This is a genomic window from Ruegeria sp. AB8 (assembly GCF_056542605.1).
In genome coordinates, this window is the sequence record NZ_JBQGAB010000010.1 from 156,568 (window position 1) to 177,263 (window position 20,696).

Below are 20,696 nucleotides of genomic sequence, written 5' to 3' on the forward strand. Positions count from 1 at the left end.
CCCTTTCGCAACATTCAGGAGGCTCGGTCTTGTGACCGGGCCTTTTTGACATGAGCGGTTGGCCCGCCGGATACGGCCTGCATGTTGTGCAGGAGGTGGACAGCACCCTGAACGAAGCGGCCCGGATCGCTCCGACTGCGCAGGGACCTGTCTGGATCATGGCCCATCGCCAGACGGCGGCGCGGGGCAGACGTGGACGGGTTTGGGCCAATCCGAAAGGTAATCTGGCGGCGACCTTGCTGATGCGCCCACAGGGCAACCCGGAACAATCCGCCCTGCGAAGCTTTGTGGCTGCTCTGGCCCTGTTCGATGCATGCGTCGCTGTTTCAGGCCGGGCGACCGGTTTGTCGTTGAAATGGCCCAATGACGTTCTGCTGAACGGCGGTAAACTGGCCGGCATATTGCTGGAAAGCACCGGCCACGGGCGTGAGGTATCGCATCTGGCGATCGGCATCGGCGTCAACCTGACCGAAGCTCCGGGAGCGGATATGGTCGAACCGGGCGCTGTTCGGCCCGTTTCGTTGTTGTCGGAAACAGGGGCGCAGGTGTCGCCCGAAGATTTCCTGACGGAAATGGCCGCGGCCTATGCACGGTACGAGACGCAGTTTGTCACATTTGGGTTTGATCCGATCCGAAAGGCATGGCTGTCCCGTGCGGCCCGGTTGGGCGAGGTTATTACCGCCCGGACCGCAGCGTCAGAAACGGTTGGAACATTCGAAACAGTAGACGCGACAGGAAACCTTGTCTTAAACACCGCGAAAGGCCGGGTGAGCATTCCTGCGGCCGATGTGTTTTTCTGAGGGAGGCGTACATGCTTCTGGCTATCGACTGCGGCAACACGAATACCGTTTTCTCGATCTGGGATGGCGAGAAGTTCCTGTGCACCCTGCGCACATCGACCCATCACGCCCGTACGGCTGATGCGTATTTCACCTGGTACTCGACCTTGGTGAAACACTATGGGATCGAAGCGGAAATCACTGATGTCATCATCGCTTCGACCGTGCCGCGCGTGGTTTTCAACCTGCGGGTTTTTGCGGACCGTTTCTTTGATTGTCGCCCGCTGGTCGTGGGCCGGCCGGACTGTCTGCTGCCCGTGCCCCCGCGCGTGGATGAGGGGACGGTTCCTGGGCCGGACAGGCTGGCCAATGCCGTCGGTGCCTTTGACCGGCATGGCGGCAATGTCGTGGTGGTGGACTTCGGCACTGCGACCAATTTCGACGTGGTGGCCGCAGATGGTGCCTATGTCGGCGGCATCATCGCCCCCGGCGTGAACCTGAGTCTTGAGGCATTGCATCAGGGCGCGGCGGCATTGCCACATATCGACATAACCCGCCCGGAAAAAGTGATCGGGACAAATACGGTTGGCTGTATCCAGTCCGGCGTGTATTGGGGCTATTCCGGATTGATCGAAGGACTGATTTCCCGGATCAAGGCTGAATACGGAATGCCGATGAAAGTCGTTGGAACCGGTGGGCTTGCGCCTCTGTTCGATCAGGCCGACGTGGGGTTCGACGCAATCGAGGATGATCTGACGATGCACGGTCTGACCGTGATACATCGCTACAACAAGGAAAACGGCTCGGCATGAGCAGCGAAAGATTGATCTATTTGCCGCTGGGCGGCGCGGGCGAGATTGGCATGAACGCCTATGTCTACGGGTATGGCAAACCGGGACAGGAACGGCTGATCCTTGTGGATCTGGGTGTGACGTTTCCGGATATGGATACCACCCCGGGCGTTGACCTGATCCATGCCGATATCTCGTGGCTGCGGGAACGTGCAGACCGGCTGGACGCGGTATTCGTGACCCACGCGCACGAAGACCATGTCGGCGCGGTTGCGCATTGTTATGACGCGCTGAACGCGCCGATCTACGCGCGGGCCTTCACCGCCAATATCGCACGCCGCAAGATGGAGGAATACGGCCATCCGGAGGACGCGGTGCGCACAGCGTCTGCCTGGCCCGAACAGATTCAGGTGGGTCCGTTTACGGTCGGGTTTTTGCCGGTCTCACACTCCATCCCCGAAAGTGCGGCGCTGGTGATCGACACCCCGGCTGGCCGGATCGTGCATACGGGCGATTTCAAACTGGATGCCAGTCCTGTTGTCGGCGAAGCCTTCGATCCAGATCTGTGGGCCGAGGTTGCCAAGCCCGGCGTCAAGGCGCTGGTCTGTGACAGTACAAACGTGTTCTCCGCCCATCCCGGACGCTCGGAAAGTGAAGTCGGGCCCGAAATCACACGACTAGTCGAAGAGGCCGACGGAATGGTCGTCGCGACCACATTCGCCTCAAACGTCGCGCGGGTCAAAACCCTGGCCGAGGCCGGTCAACGGGCCGGCCGGTCCGTTGTTCTGCTGGGGCGCGCCATGCGCCGCATGATTGAGGCCGCGACGGAAACCGGCATCCTTTCGGACTTCCCTCGCGTCGTCAGCGCCGAAGAGGCGGTGGATATGCCGCGTCAGAACCTCATGCTGATCGTGACCGGCAGCCAGGGTGAACGCCGCGCCGCAAGCGCACAGCTGGCGCGTGGAAAGTATCGCGGACTTGAGTTGAAGGACGGCGACCTGTTTCTGTTTTCCTCCAAAACCATTCCCGGCAACGAGCGGGGGGTGATTTTCATCATGAACCAGCTGAGCGAAAAGGGCGTGGACGTGGTGGACGACAGTTCGGGTCTGTATCACGTTTCAGGCCACGCCAACCGCCCTGACCTTGAGCGGGTGCACGAGTTGATGAACCCAAAGATGGTCATCCCTATGCACGGTGAACACCGGCATCTGCGCGAACATGCGAAGCTGGCCGAGGCGGGCGGCCGAACCGGTATGCTGGCCGTGAACGGGACCTTACTGGACTTGACCGGGGATACGCCCGAGGTTGCGGACTACGTGGAAACTGGTCGCACCTATCTGGACGGAACCGTCAAGATTGGCGCGCTGGATGGGGTTGTGCGGGACCGGATACGCATGGCGCTGAACGGCCACGTGACTGTGACGGTTATTCTGGATGAAGAAGATGAACCGCTGGGCGAGCCCTGGTGTGACACCATGGGCCTGCCGGAGCTTGGGTCGTCACGCGCGGCGCTGGTCGAGGTGCTGGAGGAGGATCTGAACCAGTTCCTGATGCGGGCCGAGGCCAAAACCCTGCGCGATGATGACAAGCTGGAAGAAGCGATGCGACGGATCGTACGTCAGAGCACAAAAACGGAGATCGGGAAAAAGCCCGAAGTTACCGTTGTCATCAGCCGGATGAAATAAGCGGACGGGTCAGTCTGCTTCGGGCATGGGATAGCCCTTGAGACGCAGAAACAGGCTGGCCTCTTCATTGTTCAGGAAAAACGGCACAGAGGCCGGGGGTGATGTGTCCGCGACCCGTGCAGCGATCTCGGCCAGAACAACTTCGGTGATGAAGGGCAGGTCAAAATCACGCGCCTGATCCAGCCTGACCCATTGCAGGTGCGACAGCTCGTCCGAGGCATGGCTGAAATCGTCCAGATCGCCTTGTACCTCATCGGCATCAACCAGAAAGAACCGCGCATCAAAGCGACGGGGGCGGCCCGGCGGCGTCAGTGCGCGAAACACGAACTGCAGGCCTTGCGCAGAGGGCCGAAAACCCATCTCGGCAAAGCCCTGCCAGTCTTCGGGGATGTCTCCCGGCCAGGTGCCCGGTTGCCCCAGGATCAGGCCGGTTTCTTCCCACAGCTCGCGGATCGCGGCCGAAGCCAGCGCATTCTGCAAATTTGTCTCTGCCCGCTCGGCCAGACGGCCGTGGCACTTTGAAGTCAACGGCGTGGCAAGCGGAACATCACCATCCGCGGCATCGACTGCACCGCCAGGAAAAACGAACTTGTTCGGCATGAAAGCCGCTTTGGCCCCACGCTGGCCCATCAGAATTGACGGCTCGGTCATTCTGTCCCGCAGGACAATTACGGTTGCCGCGTTGCGAATTGCAGTTTTGTCTGTGGTCATGCCTGTCCGTCACCGGGCCCGTTCGAACCCATGCATCCGCCGCGCCCACTGATAGGCCACGACGGCCCCCTTCATCCTGGGCAGCAAGGCAAGGGTCAGAACCGTACAGCCAATGGCGAAAACCAGGGCCATCGTTAGCGGATCAGGGCGCCAGTGCACATATGAGACGTGCAGCGCGGGCGCGAGCAAGTGGCCTACAATCAGAATGGTCAGGTATGCAGGGCCGTCATCCGCCCGGTGGTGGTGCAGTTCCTGCCCGCAATTGCTGCAGTTGTCGTTGACCTTGAGGTAGCTGTGCAGCAGCTTGCCTTCTCCGCATTTCGGGCAACGGCAACGAAAGCCTTTGACCAGTGCGGGCCAGGTCTCACGATCCTGAGGAGTTGTGGTGTCGATCGTATGATCCGTCATGATGAAAACTCGCGCATTCGAATGTCGCATATATTGCGCATCTTTGGGTCTGCTTGAAAGGGGGGTGCGTCGCAATGACCGCATCCGGCGAAAAATGGTCTGAAATAAATTTGGTTTCCAGCGACGGAAATCTGCGGCTGTCCCGTATTAACACCATAAGCAGCGGCAATGGGGTCGCGCGAAAAAAGGAAACACGACATGCACAGCGCAAAGTTCATTTCGGCAATTGTAGTTGCGGCAGTTGCGATTACAGGCACAACGGCTTTGGCCGCAGGGTCGAAAAACCGGGAACCGGTGTCGTTTCAGGAACTGGATGCGAATGGCGACGGGCAGGTTACGAAAGACGAAATGCTGGCCCATCGCAATCAGCGATTTACCGATGCGGATGCCAACGGGGACGGCCAGTTGAGCGTCGAAGAGATGCAGGCCGCAGCGCAGAAAAAGACCAGCGACCGCATTGCAAGTATGTTTGAAGAACACGACGCCAATAACGATGGTTTCCTGACCACGGATGAGTTGCCGAAACCGCGCCGGGCTGACAAGATGTTTGACCGGATCGATGCGAATGATGACGGAACGATCTCGGAGCAGGAATTTGCGGATGCAAAAGACAGAATGGGTCGGCACCACAAGAAGCGTGGCAAGGCAGACTCTGACGACAGCTGATGCGGGATGGAGGATCTGACCTCCTCAACGCAAGACGTTCGCGGCGGGACTTGCGCCGCGGACGCAATCGGTGACGATGCGTTGCTGGAGCGGTTTGCCGCCGGCGACGCGGCGGCGGCGCGTGTTTTGACCGACCGGCTTGGCCCGCGCTGTTTTTCCGTCGCCCTGCGGATGCTGGGCAACCGAGCCGAAGCCGAAGATGTCACGCAGGACGCGATGATGCGCCTTTGGCAGATGGCGCCGGATTGGATGCCGGGACAGGCAAAGGTTTCAACCTGGCTGTATCGCGTGGTGCTGAACCTGTGCGTTGACTTGCGCCGCAAGAAACAGCCTGACAGGCTGGCCGAAGGTGTCGATCCCGAGGATGACAGCGCAAGCGTGGTTGAACGCATGCAGGACGAGGCCCGAAAAGACGCGCTGCAATCCGCCCTGTCTCATCTGCCCGAACGGCAGCGACAGGCAGTTGTATTGCGGCATATCGAAGAGCTGCCCAACCCCGAGATTGCCGGGATCATGGGCATATCTGTAGAAGCGGTCGAAAGCCTGACGGCACGCGGAAAACGCGCCTTGGCGGGATATCTTGCCGGGCGTCGGGACGAACTGGGGTATGACGATGGCTGATGATGATACCGAGCTGAATCAACTGTTTGCGCAGGCCAGAGCCGGGCGTCGACACCTGCCGGACGATCTGGCGGTTCGGATTATGACGGACGCAGAACAAGTTCGACTGGATCGGCTGGCCAAGCGTTTCCCGCCGGGGCGCAGAACGTGGCAACGCCTTCTGGACGGTATCGGTGGTTGGCAGGGCCTTGGCGGGCTGGTCGCGGCCAGTGCGGCGGGTGTCTGGATCGGGTTCTCGGCTCCGGCCTTTCTACCGGACCCGGCGACGTATCTGTTCTCGCAGGACGCAACCTATGAAGTGGCGGACCTGGATGCAGTGTTCCTGGAGGATACGGAATGAGCGAAACACCCAAGCCAAAACGCCGTTGGATGCCGATACTTTTGGCTGTGTCCCTGGCCCTTAACTTGCTGATTATCGGTATCGCTTTGGGGACTTTCATGAGGGTCAAGGGCAGCGATCATGCCAAGGCGCCGCCGGGGTTCGGGTCGGCTCTATACCGGGCATTGCCCAAACCGGACCGAACCGCGATGCGGTCAGATCTGTCCGGTTTGCGCAAAGAGGGATCGCGGCACAGGTCCAAGGATTTCGCAGTTCTCAGCCAGGCCTTGCGGACCGTGCCATTTGATCCGGCCGCCGTCGAAGTTTTGCTGACGCAGCAGGCGCGGGCTTCGGCGGAATTGCAGGGTGCCCTGCAAGGGCAGTGGCTGGCGCGTGTCATCGCAATGAGCGATGCAGAACGGGCAGTGTATGCCGACCGGCTGGACGAGGTGACAAAACGCGGTCGGCATTGGCACAAGAAAAAGGACTAAAACGCGCTGAAACCGGTGTTACGCCGCGTTTTGCCGGGTGCTGATCTGGTTGCGACCGGCTTTTTTTGCAGCATAAAGAGCTTGGTCTGTGGATTTGATCAAACTGTCCAGAAGCGCGTGTTCGGTTTGATATTGCGGGTAAGGGGGCCGAAACACGTTCAGGCCTATGCTGGTCGTGACTTGGGTGAACCCGTTCCGGTCCGGCAGCGAAAAGGGCCTTTCGCGGATTGATCTGCACATCGCATCTGCCAGTTTCAATGCCTGCGCATTGGTTGCGTCAGGCACCCCGATCATAAACTCCTCACCTCCGAAACGGGCGACAAAACCGCGGGGGCCAAGCGCGTTACGCATGCGTCTGGCCGCTTCGGTCAGAACATGGTCTCCGGCGGCATGACCATACCGGTCATTGATTGCCTTGAAGTGATCAAGGTCGGCCAGCATCAGAGCGCACCCACGGCCGGTGTGCCGGGATCGCCGGACGATATGGCCAACGGCCTGCATCGCAAACCGGCGGTTGTTTAGACCTGTCAGCGGGTCGACCCATGAGTCAGCAAGTCCGCGACGCAATGAGGCGCGCATCTGATCGGTGCGGGACTTGCGGGCAATCAGACTGTCCAGTCGCAGCGCAATCTCACGTGCGCAGAAGTCGCCCAGGCAAACTGCGTCAGCCCCACGATCCAGCGCTTCGGCTGCATTGGGCGCGTGTTCTTTGTCCAGAACGCCGATCAGGACGGTGTGTCGTGTAGCGCTGCGCGATCTCAGGTCTGCCAGAACGTTGAGGGAAGAGGGCGCGGTGTTCAGGTCCACCACAATTGCATCCGGAACAGGGCCTGACACGATGTCTTTCAGGTTCGATTGGGTGTGCTTGGAAAGGTAATGATGCGTCTGCTGCTGCAGAGCCCGGCACCACGACGCACCTGTGCGGTAGGACGGGGCCAGAATTGCGACCCGCGATGGCGCGGTTGGTGCGATCAATGTGGCGGGAGGTTCGGCAAAGCCGATGGGAAGCGTATCTTCCTTGAACTGAAGGTCCTGCACGTCCGCGCGCATGCGCAGCAGGCTGCGAACCCGCGCCATCAGCAAATTGTCCTTGAACGGATGGGCCAGAACGTCGTCCAGCCCGGCAGACAGCGCCTCAAGCCGGGCCGCTTTGTCATTCTGCGGGGCGATGGCAACCACGGGGATGTCTCCAAGATCCGGAATGTTCTGAATCAACCGCTTTACATCTGCGGCGGTTCCATCTGCCAGCGCGAGCGCCGTCAGCACCAGATCCGGCCGCACACGGCGCAACAGGGGTGTCAGCCCCTCAAGCTTCTCACCCTGAACGACGTGATACCATGCCGCAGTCAGCTGAACCTTCAGCATGATGCGATTGGTCGAGGCCCCGTCTAGGACAAGGATAGTTCCTTGCACGGACATTTTCGTTCACCGTTGATTGCATGTGCTGCCAAAGTGTTTATGAGTCTGGTTAACAAACCCTTTCCAAGTTCTGATCCGAGGCTTGAATATGGCAATCTCCGGCAATTCGGCGGAAACTCTGGCGCTGAATGTGCTGACCTGGCTTGTCGGTAACGAGGAACTTCTACCGGTGTTTCTGGGTTCGACCGGTGCATCGGTCGGCGATCTGCGCGCCCGCGCTGGCGAGCCGGATTTCATGGCGTCGGTTCTTGAGTTTCTGATGCTTGACGATTCGTGGGTGATCGCCTTTTGTGATGCCAATTCGGTCCCTTATGACCTGCCGGGTCAGGCGCGCGCCGCGTTGTCTGGCGAAGCCGATGTTCACTGGACCTGAGACGACTTTTTTGCAGGAGCCCCAATGCCAATAAACGCCATCGTGTTCGACAAGGACGGTACCTTGTTTGACTTTGCAAACACCTGGGGTACATTTGGGCGCAGTCTGCTGCTGCGTCTGTCATCGGGTGACCAGGCAAAGGCGCAGGAACTTGCGCTGGTGATCGGGTTTGATCCCGAGAAGGGGACCTATTCGCATGACAGCATCGTAATTGCCGCTAGCGTTGTGGAAATTGCAGAAGCGCTTCTTCCCTATTTACCCGAGATGACCTGCGAGGCCCTGATCGAGTTGATCGACGAGGAATCCGCCGCGGCCCCACAGGCGCCGGCCGTTCCGCTTGTGCCTTTTCTGGAACAGCTACGGGAAGCCGGCTTTAAGCTGGGCGTTGCCACCAATGACAGTGAAAGACCCGCGCTGGAGCATCTGTCATCCGTTGGAATCCGGGATCATTTCGACTTTGTCGCGGGATATGACAGCGGCCACGGCTGCAAACCGGGACCGGGCCAGTTGCTGGCTTTTGCCGCACAAGTGTGTGTGGACCCTGCGAATGTGGTCATGGTTGGCGACAGCCTGCATGACCTGCAGGCAGGCCGCGCCGCCGGCATGACCACCATCGGGGTTTTGACCGGTCTTGCAGGCCCTGAAACGCTCGCACCGATGGCCGATGTTGTATTGCCGGATATCGGACACATTCCTGCTTGGCTGGCGGAAAATCGGTCGATCTGAGCGGATTTCGGCGGTTTGGAATAAGAAACCGACAAAACCTGTCGCAGACAGAGCGGCCATAATCCAGACTTCCGGGCTTTTTGATTAAAAGCCTCGGAGGAACAAATGGCCGACAGCAATACGCGCAGACGCAGAAGTGGTGGACGTTCGGGAGCCGCAGCTCGCCGGGGCAGCGCAGTCATCGATCAGATGCCGTGGAACCCACCCGTCAATATCGACAGACCCACCGAGCCGCTGGATCAGGCCGGGATCGAGGCGATCCACGAGGGCGCGATGCGAATACTCGAAGAGATCGGCATCGAGTTCTACAACAAGGAGGCGCTGGGCATTCTGCGCGAAGCAGGATGTACCATCAACGGCGACAATGTGCGCATGGGGCGCGACTTTGTCATGGAGATGATCGCCAAAGCGCCGTCAAGCTTTACCATCACGCCGAGAAACCCGGACAAAACGATCGAAGTCGGCGGCAAGACCATGCTGTTCGGGAATGTCTCTTCGCCGCCGAATTACTGGGATATGGAGATCGGCACCAAGGTTTCGGGAAATCGCGAGATGTGCCGGAACCTGCTGAAGCTGACGCAGTACTTCAACTGTATCCATTTTGCTGGCGGCTATCCGGTCGAGCCGGTGGATATTCACGCCAGTGTGCGACATCTGGACGTGCTGTATGACAAGCTGACCCTGACCGACAAGGCCATGCACGCCTATTCGCTGGGTAAGGAGCGTGTGGAAGATGTCATGGAAATGGTGCGCATCGCCAGCGGCCTCAGCCATGAGGAGTTCGAGTCGAAGCCGCGGATGTACACCAACATCAACTCGACATCACCTCTCAAGCACGATTTCCCGATGATTGATGGCTGTCTGCGACTGGCCCGTCGGGGGCAGGCGATTGTGGTGACGCCATTTACCCTGGCCGGGGCCATGGCACCCGTGACCATGGCCGGGGCAGTCGCGCAGTCGCTGGCCGAAGCACTGTGTGCCATTGCGTTGTTTCAGTATGTACGTCCTGGTATTCCCTGTGTGATCGGAACCTTCACCTCAAATGTAGACATGAAGTCCGGCGCTCCGGCCTTCGGGACGCCGGAGTACATGCGGTCGACGCAAATGACAGGGCAGATGGCACGTTTCTACGGACTGCCGATGCGCTCATCAGGTGTTTGTGCTGCAAACGTCCCGGATGGGCAGGCGATATGGGAGACATCGAACTCGCTGTGGGCAGCGGTGCAGTCGGGGACGAACATGGTCTACCATGCTGCAGGCTGGCTTGAGGGCGGCCTTATCGCGAGCCCTGAAAAATTCATCATGGATTGCGAGATTCTGCAGCAGATCCAAAGATATATGCAGCCAGAAATCTGCGCCACAGGGCCGGACGAGATCGCGCTGGATGCGATCAGAGCGGTTGGTAACGACGGGCATTTCTTTGGTATCCAGCACACTCAAGACCGGTACTCAACCGCGTTCTACCAGCCGTTTCTGAGTGACTGGAAGAACTATGAAGGCTGGGCGGCGGCCGGAGGCATCTGGACAGCCGAGCGGGCGCATCACATGTTCAAGGAAATTATCACAAGCTTTGAACCACCTGCATTGGATGAGGGCATTCGCGAAGAATTGGCCGACTTTGTCGCGCGGCGCAAATCTGAAGGTGGCGCGCCCACGGATTTCTAGGAATTCGAATGGCTGCAATATTTCCGGTTTCGCAGCGGGTATTGGGTATTTGTTAAGGATTGTCCGGCCAGATTGAACGCGAAGTCAATCCGGGGCAATTGATGCATGGTCTGATCAACCGGGCGGTACAGTCCTTCGTATGCGCGACCTATGGGCAGGCATGCTGGCTGCGCGTTGCCGCGGCGGCTGAACTCGGGTTTGTCGAGTTCGAAGCGATGCTTGTCTATGATGCGGACACCTCGTTGCGGGTATTGGATGCGCTATGTGCCGACCGGAACCGCGCACGGGCCGAAATGCTTGAAGACCTTGGGACATATCTAGTCTCGCATCCGAATACCGAAGGGTTGCGGCGCCTGCTGCGTTTTGGCGGCGTGACTTACGTGGAGTTTCTGCATTCCCTGGACGACTTGTCCGACCGGGTCAGGCTGGCGGTATCCGACCTGTCTCTGCCCGCGCTTGAATTGCGTGAACTGTCCGGCGCTGAATACCAGTTGCACTGTTTTCCGGACTTGCCGGGATACTCTAGTGTCATGGTCGGAGTTTTGCGAGCCATGGCGGATGACTACGGCGCTTTGGTGATGCTGTCCCATGACGGCCAACAGGGGGACGCTGATGTCATTACAATTGCCCTGGTGGAGAGTTCCTTTGCCGAAGGGCGTCAATTTGAACTTGGGGCGCGAAGACCATGATGGATGTGCGGGGTCTGGGCGTCTTGCTTGAAACTCTTTGCCCGATGTTCTTGTTGTTGGACAATGACGGGCGGATTGTTCAGGTCGGACCGACGCTGCAAAAGCTCCGGCCGGAACGCGCAATGGCCGGGCAGAATTTTCTGGACTTGTTTGAACTGGTTCGCCCCCGGACCGTGTCGACCGTTCCCGTTCTGATGTCGATGGCGGGTGCAAAGCTGCACCTGCGGTTTCACGATGAACCACGCACGGCTTTGAAAGGGCTGATAACCCCGCTGCCGGATCAAGGTGGCGCGGTGATCAACCTTTCGTTTGGTATTTCGATCCTAGATGCTGTTCGCGACTACGCGCTGACCAGCGCAGATTTTTCCGGTGCTGATCTTGCGATCGAGCTTCTTTATCTGGTCGAGGCCAAGTCCGCAGCGATGGAGGCGTCGCGATCGTTGAACCGGCGCCTTCAGGACGCCAGGGTGGCGGCGGAAGAACAGGCCTTTACCGATACGTTGACCGGCCTGAAAAACCGTCGCGCGATGGATCACATACTGGGCCAGATGGCATCGACGCAAACCGATTTTGCCCTGATGCACCTTGATTTGGACTTCTTCAAGTCCGTGAACGACAAGTTGGGACACGCGGCCGGTGACTTTGTTCTGCAAGAGGCTGCGCGGATTATGGTCGAAGAGACCCGCAGCGATGATGCAGTCGTCAGAATGGGTGGGGATGAGTTTGTTATTGTTTTTAGGAACCTGACGGATGAAAAGAAGCTGTCGGCGATTGCGGGCCGTTTAATCGGCAGGCTTCGCGAGCCGATGAGTTTCGATCAGAACCCATGTCGGATTTCAGCCAGCATTGGAACGGCGATTTCCACACAGTTTGATATCCTCAAGCCTGCCGAAATACTGCATGCCGCCGACCTGGCCTTGTACGAGGCCAAGCGAAACGGCAGGTCCCGTCACCACCTTTTTTCCGACATTGCCAGCTCGGTCCAGCGCGAGCACATGGTCAAACCACGATAGCTGAGGCTAAACTTAGCTTCTTTGGCTTTGCATCGGACAACAGTTGTTCGGCAGATGTGCGTTGAGACGGAAACGGTGCAGTTTTTTGTTTATGAAAGCCCTGTTATGCGGTGCATTCGCGGGTCAGAACATCCGCGATATGAGACTGAATTTCAGGCAGCTCTCCGATCACGGGCAATGTAACACCTTGGAAACCGGCTTGCTGCAATTGATCCGGAACGTCCTGCAGAACATGACCACCCGTGCAGGCGAAAAACGGAAGGCACAGCGCGTGTTCGCCCAACCCTGCTGCGGCTTCGGCAATGGATGGCGGTTCCTCGACAAATCCGACACGGACAGAGCGGAAGGGCAAATGCGCCCTCAACTGATCAGCAAAACTGTTTGTCACGGCAGAAGGGTTGCGGCTGCGTCCGGAACCATGGGCCGCAATCACCAAATCCGTCGTGCTGGTTTCCCAGTTCTTCCCCGACAACGTCGCAAGCAGCGACCGGGCGGTCAGTTCGGGCAAGTCCGGATCAATGCCCAGAGGGTCCAGAATACGGGCACCACGCTCGCCGATCCGCTTCGGCAGGGCACTGGTTACAAACCAGCCTTTGGCCATGAACAGGGGGTAAATCGCCACATCTTCAGGCAGCTCGTCCAACCGCGACTCGAATGCCCCCTGGGCGGCCAATGTCGCCGATCGGACCGTGACGTCCTGCGCCAGCCTGTTGACCTGATCAGCAAACGCCGCCAGCGCGGCCTCGGCCGGGGCCGGGTCCGATGGTTGGCCATGAGCGACGATAAGAGCATGAGGCATTGCCGGGTCTCCTGTGTGATATCGCGATAGGTGTTTTCCGGGTGCGGATTGTCAATGCCGTATCACCCTAAAAGGGTCAGCCACATCCAGACTGTCAGGATCGAAACCGCGGTGCCAATCAGAACCGACGACGCGGCAACACGTTTGGCGCGACCATACATGTTTGCAAAGATATACGCGTTGAATCCCGGTGCCATCGCAGCATTCAGAACGCCTGAGCGGAACAGATCCTGCGGTAGGCCAACCGCTGAGCCGAACAGCCAGACAAGCCCCGGATGCAGGGCCAGAGAAATGCAGCAGACAAAACCGATTGTACGAAAGTCACCTTCGGGTTTGTATTTTACCAGCACCCCGCCCAAAGCGAAAAGCGCGCCGGGCAGCGCGGCGCGGGTGATCAGCCCCAAAGCCTCGTCCACGACCGCCGGAACTGCAAACCCGGACAGATTAACCACAAAGCCAAGTGCAATCCCAAGAATCAGCGCGTTGCGGAACATGGCCGTGAGAACGGACCGGGCCATATGCGCACCACCGTTCCCACGGTTGCGAATGATCTCCATGGCCGTGATGCCAACCCCGTAACAGAAGGGCGAATGAAACGCGATGATGGCGTAGTTGCCAGTCAGGTTCTCGGGGCCATATGCGCGCTCGGTGATTGGCAGGCCTAACAGCACCGAGTTCGAAAACAGACAGCAAAACCCAATGGCGACGCAATCCTCCCACTCGCGGCCAAAGATCAGACGTGCGCCAAAAAGTCCGGCCGTAAAGCACAAAGCGGCGGCGGTATAGAAACTGACCAACAACCGGGGATCAAAGCTGGCGCTCAGGTCAAGGTGGGCAATTGCCAGAAACAGCAGGCAGGGGATGGCAAACCCTTGGGTGAATTTCATCAGCCCGTCGATGTGGATTTCCTTGAAGTAACCCAATCGGGTCGACGCATAGCCTGCACCAATCACCAGAAAGACCGGCAGAATGACGTTGATCAGGCTTTGCAGCATGCTAGCGCCCCGCCTGCGAGATCGGGGATGGCCCGAAGGGCGATATCGCAGGCGCCGGTAACAGGGTCAGAGCGCCTGCCGGATCACCATGCCGTCAAAAGCAGGCGTAATGTGATCGGGGGTTTCCGTATCAACCGTTTCATAATCCAGATCGATATGCATGTTGGTCAGAATGGCGCGCTGTGGTTGCAGCTTTTTGATCCAGCCCAGGGTCTTTTCCAGGTGGGCATGTGTCGGATGCGGCGACCGGCGCAAGGCGTCGATAACAAGGCAATCCAGACCCAGCATGTCGGTCCATGCATCGTCGTAAATCTCTGCGACATCAGGCAGATAGGCCAGTTTTCCCAATCGGAACCCCAGCGAGTCGATCGAGCCGTGATTGACCTTGAACGGATGAAACGGGATCGGGCCGCCGGGGCCGTCCACCTCGAACGGGCCATCTATGGATTTGAGGTCCAGAATAGGCGGGTATGGAGAGCCTTCGGGCTGGATGAACGCATACCCGAACCGGCCCAGCAGGGCGTTCTGCGTGTCGCCATCCGCCCATACCGGAACCCGGGTGCGCATGTTGAACACGATCATCCGCAAATCATCGATGCCGTGCACATGATCGGCGTGTGAATGGGTGTAGACCACGCCATCCAGCCGCCCGGTTCCCGAATCCAGCAGTTGGCTGCGCATATCCGGCGACGTATCGATCAGGACCGAAGTCGTACCCTCGGGGCCGTCCCGTTCGACCAGCATGGAACAGCGGCGGCGAACATTTTTTGGGTTTTCAGGGTCGCAATCACCCCAATGGCCGCCCAGCCGGGGCACACCACCCGACGATCCGCAGCCCAGGATGGTGCAGCGCAGCTCGGTCATGCAGCCGCCTGTGATGTCGCCGCCTTGGTGAACAGACGGTCAAAATTGGCCTGTGTGCGCGCCGCGAACTCGGTGTAGTCCATGCCGAAAACCTCGGCACCCTTGCGGGCGGTGTGGGCGGTATAGGCCGGTTCATTGCGCCTGCCCCGGAAAGGCGGCGGAGCGAGATAGGGCGCATCGGTTTCGACCAGAATACGGTCGACCGGGGCGCTGGCGAAAATGTCACGCAACTCCTGGCTTTTGGGAAATGTCGCGATGCCGGACATCGACAGATAGAACCCCAGATCCAGCGCCGCCTTGGCCAGTTCGGCGGACGAAGAAAAGCAATGCATCACGCAGGAATAGGGCGCATTGCGGTATTCCTCGGTCAAGATCCGGGCCATGTCGTCATCTGCGGCACGCGCATGGATGATCAGGGGCAGATTGGTGCGCTGCGCGGCTTCGATATGAATACGCAGTGACTTCTTCTGAATCTCGGCGCTTTCGGCGGTGTAATGATAATCGAGCCCGGTTTCGCCGATGCCAACGAATTTCGGATGGTGCGAGAGGGCGACAAGCTGGTCGACACTTGCCAGGGGTTCGTCCGCCGCACTCATGGGGTGCGTTCCCGCAGCGTAAAACACCGGAGCGTGTGCTTCGGCAATCGCGCGCACGATGTGCTCGTTACGCAGCCGGGTGCAGATCGTAACCATGCGGGTCACGCCCGCTTCGGCAGCGCGTGAGATGATTTCGTCAAGTTGCCCTTCGAAATCGGGGAAATCCAGATGGCAATGGCTGTCGGTGATCGTAGGGAGGGTGCTCATCTGCTCTGACCGGCGGTTTCCTGTATCTTGAACACCGTATCTAGGACCAGAGCGGCAGGGTCAAGGTTCACCGCCTGTCCATGACGTGCGCGTGCCGTGATCATTGCCGCGGCTTCGGACCATTGCCGCGCCTGATGCGGTGATCCTGACAATCGCGACAGTGTTTGCGCCTCATTCGGGGCAGCTTCGGGACTTGGCGGTTCGCCTTTTGCGCCGGTCAGCGCCAGACGGGACAGGGCCAGATCGATCAGGGTCAGCAACAGATCGAACCAGTCTGCCGCGCCCCGTTGTGCGGCGGCTTCGGCCAAAGCAAGGGCGCGCTGCCGGTCAAGCCTGGGCAGGGTGCCCAGAATGCCGATCAGTTCGGCATAGATCTCCAGCCCGCCCAGATTGATCAGGCGGACCGCATCCCCGACCGACCCTGCGGACAGCGCCGCCAGATGGTCGGGTTGTGCCGGCAGTTCAGCCCCGGTCTGCGTCAGCGCCGCCTGCATGTCGTCGGGTCCCAACGGAGACAGGCGCAATGTTCGGCATCGGGACCGGATCGTCGGCAGCAGCCGCGAGGGCTGATGGGAAACCAGCAGCAACGTTGTCCGCGCCGGAGGCTCTTCCAGCATTTTCAGCAACGCGTTTGCCGCGCTGACATTCATTTCATCCGCCGAATCCACAATCACCACGCGCCGACCGCCATCCGCAGAGGACAGGCCAAAGAACCGACCGAGTTTGCGGATGTCGTCGACCACGATCTCATTGCGCAGCCGACCCTGATCGTTCAGCGACCGGGTGATTGTCGCAAGGCCGGGTTCCGCTCCGGCCAGCATGCGATGCGCGACAGGATGTTCGGGGTCGATATCCAGCGTTTGCGGGGCAGGGGGAGCGCCAAACAACCCGCCATCATCTGCTGGCGGAGTTGCAAGCAAAAACCGGGCGATACGCCACGCCAGTGTTGCCTTACCAATCCCACGCGGACCGGTCAGCAACCAGCCATGGTGCAAACGATCAGAAGTATAGGCAGACATAAAGGCCTGTTCAGCCTCGTCCTGACCAAAAAGGCGGGCTGTTTCGCGCGGGTGCGGTACACCGGGCGCCTGATCCGGTAAAGTAATGTTGTCGTTCATCGTTCGTCTATGGCAAGGCTTGCATGACGATTTCTGTCACATCCTGCGCGACACTGTCCATGTTTCGGTTACCATCCACGACGCGAAACCGGGTGGCATATTCATCCGCCAGCGCAAGAAAACCCGCGCGCATCTGTTGTTGCAGGGCCGGGCCAAAATCTTCGAACCGCTCTTCGGTGCCCTGCCGCCCTTTGGCGCGAGACAGGCCGGTATTGGGGTCCATGTCGATCAGCAGTGTCAGATCCGGCTCGCGCCCGATCATCAAGCTGTGCAGTTGGTCTACCAGGCCCCGCAGATCGCCACGGGACAGGCCCTGATACATGCGCGTGCTGTCGGCAAAACGGTCGCAGATCACCACCTTTCCCGCAGCCAAGGCGGGTTCGATGGTGCGCTCAAGATGATCGCGCCGGGCTGCTGTGAACAGCAGGATTTCAGTTTCGGCCGACCATCGGTCGGGGTCCCCTTCAAGCACCAGTTTCCGGATTTCTTCCGCCCCGGCTGAGCCGCCGGGTTCGCGGGTCAGGACAACCTCGTGACCAGCTTCGCGCAGGCGTTCCGCAAGCCTGCGCGCCTGAGTCGATTTGCCTGATCCGTCAATTCCTTCAAAAGTGACAAACAATCCGCGCCGCGTCACATTGCACCCAGCGGGCCGTTGATCACGTCCTTCAGAACAATTCCGCCCACTGTCATCATGCGAACCACAAAGCCACCGAGCGGCACGTTTTCGGATGCAACCAGCGGGCGGCGGATTTCCGGCAGGCCTTCAGGTTTGATCACCAGTTCCGCCAGTTGCTGCCCCTTTGCGACGGGCGCATTGATCGGGCCGTCATAAACCACTTCGGCCTGCACGTCCTGATCGCCCAGAACCGGGAACAGCAGGGTCAGATCGCCCTCCGGGACCAATCCCACCGTCTTCTGTGCACCCATCCACAATTTGGCTTCGGCTATCGGCGTTTCCGGGTTGGCAACCGTCCTCTCGACAAAATTTCGAAACGACCAATTAACCACGGCCTCAGCCTCCTCTGCACGGCGGGCCGTGCTGTCGAGGCCGGACAGAACAAAGATCACACGCCGATCACCCTGCTTGGCCGAACCGACCAGACCATAGCCCGCCTCCTGAGTGTGCCCGGTTTTCAACCCGTCCGCGCCAATATCCAGTTTCAGAAGCGGGTTGCGGTTGCGCGCATTCGAGGGTGCGCGGCCGTCGAATTCAAATTCCTCTTCGGCGAACAAATGATAGTATTCCGGAAAATCGGCAATGAGGCGGTCCGCAAGAACGGCAAGGTCGTGTACCGACATCATATGTCCGGCAGCGGGCCAGCCGTTGGAATTGGCGAAGTTCGACGTGTTCATGCCCATCTGCTTGGCGCGTTGGGTCATGTAGCGGGCAAATCCGGCTTCGGTTCCATCCGGGCTGAGCGCTTCGGCGATGACGACGCAAGCATCGTTGCCAGAAAGAACGATGATACCGCGCAGCAGATCTTCGACCCGCACGCGGTCCTGCGTGTTCAGGAACATGGTCGAGCCGCCATAGCTCATCGCGTGTTCCGACACCGGCAGTTTTTCATCCAGTGTCAGGCGCCCGTCCCGCAGCGCCTCAAACGCAACATAGAGCGTCATCAGCTTGGACATCGATGCCGGTGGCAGCGGCAGGTCGGCTTCCTTGGAAAGCAAAACCGTGCCTGTCGTCTGGTCGATGACATAAGCGGCACGCGCGGTCGTATCATAGGCGCTTGCAGGCAGGGCCAGTACGGCAAGCCCAAGCGTTAAGACAGATGTTCGCAGAGAGGATAGCACGTAGGGGCCCTCCTTGATTCTAGTTGCTTGTGGTGAACGCGTCGGTGAACCCCAGGTCCCGGACATCGCCAAGCAGGGCTTTGCGTTCCGACCGGGTCATGGCAGGGCCAACCAGGACGCGCCAAACCGTGTTTTCAGCGGTTTTCAGTTCCCGAACTTCGGCTGCCATTCCGTTCCGCCGGATTTTTTCTGCCGCACTGTTGGCGTTCTTTTCAACGCTGTATGTGCCGATCTGGATGTAGGGTTTGGTCAAGGACGAAACCTTCGCAGTGCCGGTTGTCGCGGCCACCGGAGTAGGTTCCGCCGCATCAATCGCTGCTTCTGCACCGGCAATCGGATCCAGAGGCGTCTGTGTTATTTCGTCAGGATCTTTCTTTTGCCACCATTTTCGTTTGGCGGGCTTTTCAGTGGGTGCCTGCACCGGAGCGTCGGACAGTCCGGGGGTCGAATCCGCCTGAACCGCTGCATCCGCAGTGCTTTCGGTGGCTTCGGCGGCAACGTCAGACCCGGTTTCGGCTGTTGCGACAGCCGCGGCTGCTCCGGCAGTGGCGGCTGCGGCAGGGGCCTTCTTTTGCCACCACTTCCGTTTTGCCGGTTTTTCGGATTGCGTTTCCGCGGTTTCCGAAACTTCCTGGGCTTCTTCCGAAGCCTCGGTCGCGTCAGCGACAACCTGATCTTCCGAGGCAGCCTCTGCCGGTGCCTCGTCCGTTTCCGCGGGCGCTTCTTCAACTGTTTCACGCCGCAGCGCCACTACGTAGATGCTGGTAGGCGCGCCAGCCAGAAGGCCGAGTTTTTCAGCGGCCGCCGATGAGACCTGCAGTGCCGGGCCCGGCAAATCGCGTTCGCGGCGAAACAGGGCGCCTGTTACTGACTTATTGTTGGATTTATTCTTGATTACAACGCGTTCAGGTTGTGCCGCGTCTGGATGTGCGACCCATATTCCGCCCAGTGACGGACGACCATCCCAAAGACCCGCTTCGGTCACTTCAAAGACATCCGGGGCTTCGACATCGCGTTGCGAGCCGCTTGCAACCTGCGGTAGCAGTTCGATTTTCCCATCGTTATCCGATGCGCTTGTGTCCCCACCCGGCGAAGCGCCGGAATTTAACAACGCCTCGTCACAGCCGGATAGTAACCCCAAAGTCACAGCCAGAACCGCAAATCCCAGCGGTTTTGCGCGTGTCCCAGTCGCTCGATTCATCGCGTATTCCCTTGCCTGAAGGGGCTTGGTTCGCCGTGCCCCGACGCCGATCTGCCAGTTCTGTTTTGCTGGCATTATTTGGTCTTTCCAGCAGATCATAACCCGCGCGTGATGCCATGGAAAGACCACTGCTTGGGCTTCGGCAAGATTTCCCTCTTTTGACTTGCCACCGTTTCAACTTGGCCTTAGACCCTGCTTTCGACGGGGAGGTGGCAGAGTGGTCGAATGCGGCGGTCTTGAAAACCGTTGGGCGTGAGAGCGTCCCCAGGGTTCGAATCCCTGTCTCCCCGCCACTCATACCTGTCTCACTTCAGTTGTATTTTCTGATCCGGAATTGTTACGCAATTCCCGCGCGTTGGCGCATGCGCTTTCAATCAGAGACGAAGCAAACCGTACATTCAGAGGACAATTCAGGCGCGAGTCTCAGTGTCGCATTTTAGCGGGGTCGCTTTGGGCTGGATTTCCCTGATAACCTGCAATTTACAGGGAATATTCGCAAACCGGGACTGACTTCCGTCATTTCTTCTATCAGAACTGTATGTTTCTCAGAGGTTTATGTTGCAAATTCCCTAAAAGGTGGAACAGGGAATTTCCTCGTGCGAACAGGGAATTGTTCCGCCGGATCAGGGAGGGCGAAGTCTGTATCAGGGACGCAGGAGCTGGAGATGTCAGAAGCCGAACAGGCGTTCCTGTTCGGACCATTCAAGTGGGTGGGTCACGCTGACCAGACGCTTGAGTGTGAGTTCGGGCGGCTGGCTCCCGT

23 protein-coding genes and 1 tRNA gene are annotated in these 20,696 nt (G+C 59.1%); 13 read left to right on the forward strand and 11 right to left on the reverse strand.

Translation table 11 applies throughout. The features are described from left to right. Window positions 1-50: 50 nt before the first annotated feature. From ACR0CG_RS12525 to ACR0CG_RS12535, 3 genes are read left to right on the forward strand one after another with little or no spacing between them, the layout of a single operon-like run. Window positions 51-800, forward strand: a complete 750-nt coding sequence (locus ACR0CG_RS12525; RefSeq protein WP_480525250.1) for a biotin--[acetyl-CoA-carboxylase] ligase — start codon at window positions 51-53, stop codon at window positions 798-800. Window positions 801-811: 11 nt separating this feature from the next. After that, on the forward strand, window positions 812-1,591 hold the full coding sequence (locus ACR0CG_RS12530) for a type III pantothenate kinase (RefSeq protein WP_170615386.1): 780 nt from the start codon (window positions 812-814) through the stop codon (window positions 1,589-1,591). Then, a complete protein-coding gene (locus ACR0CG_RS12535; RefSeq protein WP_480525251.1) occupies window positions 1,588-3,255 on the forward strand; it encodes a ribonuclease J in 1,668 nt (555 codons plus the stop codon). Before ACR0CG_RS12530 ends, ACR0CG_RS12535 begins: the two co-directional genes overlap by 4 nt. 9 nt (window positions 3,256-3,264) lie before the next feature. Here ACR0CG_RS12535 and ACR0CG_RS12540 read toward each other — a convergent pair whose 3' ends face one another. Both ACR0CG_RS12540 and ACR0CG_RS12545 read right to left on the reverse strand, forming a co-directional pair. After that, entirely contained in the window at window positions 3,265-3,966 is a 702-nt protein-coding gene (locus ACR0CG_RS12540) for an NUDIX hydrolase (RefSeq protein WP_170615390.1), read from the reverse strand. Window positions 3,967-3,975: 9 nt separating this feature from the next. Then, a complete protein-coding gene (locus tag ACR0CG_RS12545; RefSeq protein ID WP_170806534.1) occupies window positions 3,976-4,374 on the reverse strand; it encodes a DUF983 domain-containing protein in 399 nt (132 codons plus the stop codon). A gap of 198 nt (window positions 4,375-4,572) precedes the next feature. On the opposite strand from ACR0CG_RS12545, the gene ACR0CG_RS12550 reads away from it, so the two are divergent. The 4 genes from ACR0CG_RS12550 to ACR0CG_RS12565 are packed head-to-tail and all read left to right on the forward strand — an operon-like array spanning window position 4,573 to window position 6,471. Then, window positions 4,573-5,040 carry an EF-hand domain-containing protein gene (locus ACR0CG_RS12550; protein WP_170806533.1) on the forward strand — a complete coding sequence of 156 codons (468 nt, stop codon included), beginning with the start codon at window positions 4,573-4,575 and terminating at the stop codon, window positions 5,038-5,040. Window positions 5,041-5,046: 6 nt separating this feature from the next. Continuing rightward, on the forward strand, window positions 5,047-5,661 hold the full coding sequence (locus ACR0CG_RS12555; RefSeq protein WP_480525254.1) for an RNA polymerase sigma factor: 615 nt from the start codon (window positions 5,047-5,049) through the stop codon (window positions 5,659-5,661). After that, complete coding sequence (locus ACR0CG_RS12560; RefSeq protein WP_480525256.1) at window positions 5,654-6,001, forward strand: hypothetical protein; 348 nt, start codon at window positions 5,654-5,656, stop codon at window positions 5,999-6,001. The genes ACR0CG_RS12555 and ACR0CG_RS12560 overlap by 8 nt, the downstream gene beginning before the upstream one ends. Next, a complete protein-coding gene (locus ACR0CG_RS12565; RefSeq protein ID WP_480525258.1) occupies window positions 5,998-6,471 on the forward strand; it encodes a periplasmic heavy metal sensor in 474 nt (157 codons plus the stop codon). The genes ACR0CG_RS12560 and ACR0CG_RS12565 overlap by 4 nt, the downstream gene beginning before the upstream one ends. Before the next feature lie 18 nt (window positions 6,472-6,489). Here the strand turns inward: ACR0CG_RS12565 and ACR0CG_RS12570 are convergent, their stop codons facing one another. Next, on the reverse strand, window positions 6,490-7,890 hold the full coding sequence (locus ACR0CG_RS12570) for a diguanylate cyclase (protein ID WP_480525260.1): 1,401 nt from the start codon (window positions 7,888-7,890) through the stop codon (window positions 6,490-6,492). Window positions 7,891-7,978: 88 nt separating this feature from the next. On the opposite strand from ACR0CG_RS12570, the gene ACR0CG_RS12575 reads away from it, so the two are divergent. The 5 genes from ACR0CG_RS12575 to ACR0CG_RS12595 all read left to right on the forward strand — a co-directional run bounded on the left by ACR0CG_RS12575 (window position 7,979) and on the right by ACR0CG_RS12595 (window position 12,356). Then, the gene (locus tag ACR0CG_RS12575; RefSeq protein ID WP_170615403.1) at window positions 7,979-8,263 is read left to right on the forward strand and encodes a DUF3572 domain-containing protein; all 285 of its coding nucleotides are present in this window, start codon (window positions 7,979-7,981) and stop codon (window positions 8,261-8,263) included. 24 nt (window positions 8,264-8,287) lie between these two features. After that, window positions 8,288-8,989 (forward strand): HAD family hydrolase, encoded by a 702-nt coding sequence (locus ACR0CG_RS12580; protein WP_480525262.1) that lies wholly within the window; start codon window positions 8,288-8,290, stop codon window positions 8,987-8,989. Window positions 8,990-9,094: 105 nt separating this feature from the next. Further along, complete coding sequence (locus ACR0CG_RS12585) at window positions 9,095-10,654, forward strand: trimethylamine methyltransferase family protein (RefSeq protein WP_170677788.1); 1,560 nt, start codon at window positions 9,095-9,097, stop codon at window positions 10,652-10,654. A 101-nt stretch (window positions 10,655-10,755) separates the two neighbouring features. Further along, a complete protein-coding gene (locus ACR0CG_RS12590; protein ID WP_480525264.1) occupies window positions 10,756-11,343 on the forward strand; it encodes a heme NO-binding domain-containing protein in 588 nt (195 codons plus the stop codon). After that, a complete protein-coding gene (locus ACR0CG_RS12595; RefSeq protein WP_480525266.1) occupies window positions 11,340-12,356 on the forward strand; it encodes a GGDEF domain-containing protein in 1,017 nt (338 codons plus the stop codon). Before ACR0CG_RS12590 ends, ACR0CG_RS12595 begins: the two co-directional genes overlap by 4 nt. Before the next feature lie 103 nt (window positions 12,357-12,459). Here the strand turns inward: ACR0CG_RS12595 and ACR0CG_RS12600 are convergent, their stop codons facing one another. From ACR0CG_RS12600 to ACR0CG_RS12635, 8 genes are all read right to left on the reverse strand, one after another. Then, window positions 12,460-13,155, reverse strand: coding sequence for a sirohydrochlorin chelatase (locus ACR0CG_RS12600; RefSeq protein ID WP_480525267.1), 696 nt, complete (start codon window positions 13,153-13,155; stop codon window positions 12,460-12,462). Window positions 13,156-13,217: 62 nt separating this feature from the next. Continuing rightward, on the reverse strand, window positions 13,218-14,150 hold the full coding sequence (locus ACR0CG_RS12605; protein WP_480525269.1) for an AEC family transporter: 933 nt from the start codon (window positions 14,148-14,150) through the stop codon (window positions 13,218-13,220). 66 nt (window positions 14,151-14,216) lie between these two features. Next, window positions 14,217-15,014 (reverse strand): MBL fold metallo-hydrolase, encoded by a 798-nt coding sequence (locus tag ACR0CG_RS12610; RefSeq protein WP_170615417.1) that lies wholly within the window; start codon window positions 15,012-15,014, stop codon window positions 14,217-14,219. Further along, window positions 15,011-15,817 carry a TatD family hydrolase gene (locus ACR0CG_RS12615; RefSeq protein WP_480525271.1) on the reverse strand — a complete coding sequence of 269 codons (807 nt, stop codon included), beginning with the start codon at window positions 15,815-15,817 and terminating at the stop codon, window positions 15,011-15,013. Before ACR0CG_RS12615 ends, ACR0CG_RS12610 begins: the two co-directional genes overlap by 4 nt. Next, entirely contained in the window at window positions 15,814-16,935 is a 1,122-nt protein-coding gene (locus tag ACR0CG_RS12620) for a DNA polymerase III subunit delta' (protein ID WP_480525273.1), read from the reverse strand. The genes ACR0CG_RS12615 and ACR0CG_RS12620 overlap by 4 nt, the downstream gene beginning before the upstream one ends. A 7-nt stretch (window positions 16,936-16,942) precedes the next feature. Next, window positions 16,943-17,569 carry a dTMP kinase gene (gene tmk, locus ACR0CG_RS12625; protein ID WP_480525275.1) on the reverse strand — a complete coding sequence of 209 codons (627 nt, stop codon included), beginning with the start codon at window positions 17,567-17,569 and terminating at the stop codon, window positions 16,943-16,945. After that, window positions 17,566-18,732 (reverse strand): D-alanyl-D-alanine carboxypeptidase family protein, encoded by a 1,167-nt coding sequence (locus ACR0CG_RS12630; protein WP_480525276.1) that lies wholly within the window; start codon window positions 18,730-18,732, stop codon window positions 17,566-17,568. The genes tmk and ACR0CG_RS12630 overlap by 4 nt, the downstream gene beginning before the upstream one ends. Before the next feature lie 19 nt (window positions 18,733-18,751). After that, a complete protein-coding gene (locus tag ACR0CG_RS12635; protein WP_480525278.1) occupies window positions 18,752-19,933 on the reverse strand; it encodes an SPOR domain-containing protein in 1,182 nt (393 codons plus the stop codon). A gap of 203 nt (window positions 19,934-20,136) precedes the next feature. On the opposite strand from ACR0CG_RS12635, the gene ACR0CG_RS12640 reads away from it, so the two are divergent. Continuing rightward, window positions 20,137-20,226: transfer RNA gene (locus tag ACR0CG_RS12640), tRNA-Ser, on the forward strand. The last annotated feature ends 470 nt before the right edge of the window (window positions 20,227-20,696 follow it).

Bases quoted from the DNA above. Each gene is read 5' to 3' on its own strand.
- ACR0CG_RS12635 (WP_480525278.1), bottom strand. From the start codon at position 19,933: ATGAATCGAGCGACTGGGACACGCGCAAAACCGCTGGGATTTGCGGTT.
- ACR0CG_RS12615 (WP_480525271.1), bottom strand. From the start codon at position 15,817: ATGAGCACCCTCCCTACGATCACCGACAGCCATTGCCATCTGGATTTC.
- ACR0CG_RS12525 (WP_480525250.1), top strand. From the start codon at position 51: ATGAGCGGTTGGCCCGCCGGATACGGCCTGCATGTTGTGCAGGAGGTG.
- ACR0CG_RS12550 (WP_170806533.1), top strand. From the start codon at position 4,573: ATGCACAGCGCAAAGTTCATTTCGGCAATTGTAGTTGCGGCAGTTGCG.
- ACR0CG_RS12600 (WP_480525267.1), bottom strand. From the start codon at position 13,155: ATGCCTCATGCTCTTATCGTCGCTCATGGCCAACCATCGGACCCGGCC.
- ACR0CG_RS12565 (WP_480525258.1), top strand. From the start codon at position 5,998: ATGAGCGAAACACCCAAGCCAAAACGCCGTTGGATGCCGATACTTTTG.
- ACR0CG_RS12575 (WP_170615403.1), top strand. From the start codon at position 7,979: ATGGCAATCTCCGGCAATTCGGCGGAAACTCTGGCGCTGAATGTGCTG.
- ACR0CG_RS12545 (WP_170806534.1), bottom strand. From the start codon at position 4,374: ATGACGGATCATACGATCGACACCACAACTCCTCAGGATCGTGAGACC.
- ACR0CG_RS12555 (WP_480525254.1), top strand. From the start codon at position 5,047: ATGGAGGATCTGACCTCCTCAACGCAAGACGTTCGCGGCGGGACTTGC.
- ACR0CG_RS12590 (WP_480525264.1), top strand. From the start codon at position 10,756: ATGCATGGTCTGATCAACCGGGCGGTACAGTCCTTCGTATGCGCGACC.
- ACR0CG_RS12595 (WP_480525266.1), top strand. From the start codon at position 11,340: ATGATGGATGTGCGGGGTCTGGGCGTCTTGCTTGAAACTCTTTGCCCG.
- ACR0CG_RS12610 (WP_170615417.1), bottom strand. From the start codon at position 15,014: ATGACCGAGCTGCGCTGCACCATCCTGGGCTGCGGATCGTCGGGTGGT.
- ACR0CG_RS12620 (WP_480525273.1), bottom strand. From the start codon at position 16,935: ATGAACGACAACATTACTTTACCGGATCAGGCGCCCGGTGTACCGCAC.
- ACR0CG_RS12585 (WP_170677788.1), top strand. From the start codon at position 9,095: ATGGCCGACAGCAATACGCGCAGACGCAGAAGTGGTGGACGTTCGGGA.
- ACR0CG_RS12535 (WP_480525251.1), top strand. From the start codon at position 1,588: ATGAGCAGCGAAAGATTGATCTATTTGCCGCTGGGCGGCGCGGGCGAG.
- ACR0CG_RS12570 (WP_480525260.1), bottom strand. From the start codon at position 7,890: ATGTCCGTGCAAGGAACTATCCTTGTCCTAGACGGGGCCTCGACCAAT.
- ACR0CG_RS12530 (WP_170615386.1), top strand. From the start codon at position 812: ATGCTTCTGGCTATCGACTGCGGCAACACGAATACCGTTTTCTCGATC.
- ACR0CG_RS12580 (WP_480525262.1), top strand. From the start codon at position 8,288: ATGCCAATAAACGCCATCGTGTTCGACAAGGACGGTACCTTGTTTGAC.
- ACR0CG_RS12605 (WP_480525269.1), bottom strand. From the start codon at position 14,150: ATGCTGCAAAGCCTGATCAACGTCATTCTGCCGGTCTTTCTGGTGATT.
- ACR0CG_RS12540 (WP_170615390.1), bottom strand. From the start codon at position 3,966: ATGACCACAGACAAAACTGCAATTCGCAACGCGGCAACCGTAATTGTC.
- ACR0CG_RS12560 (WP_480525256.1), top strand. From the start codon at position 5,654: ATGGCTGATGATGATACCGAGCTGAATCAACTGTTTGCGCAGGCCAGA.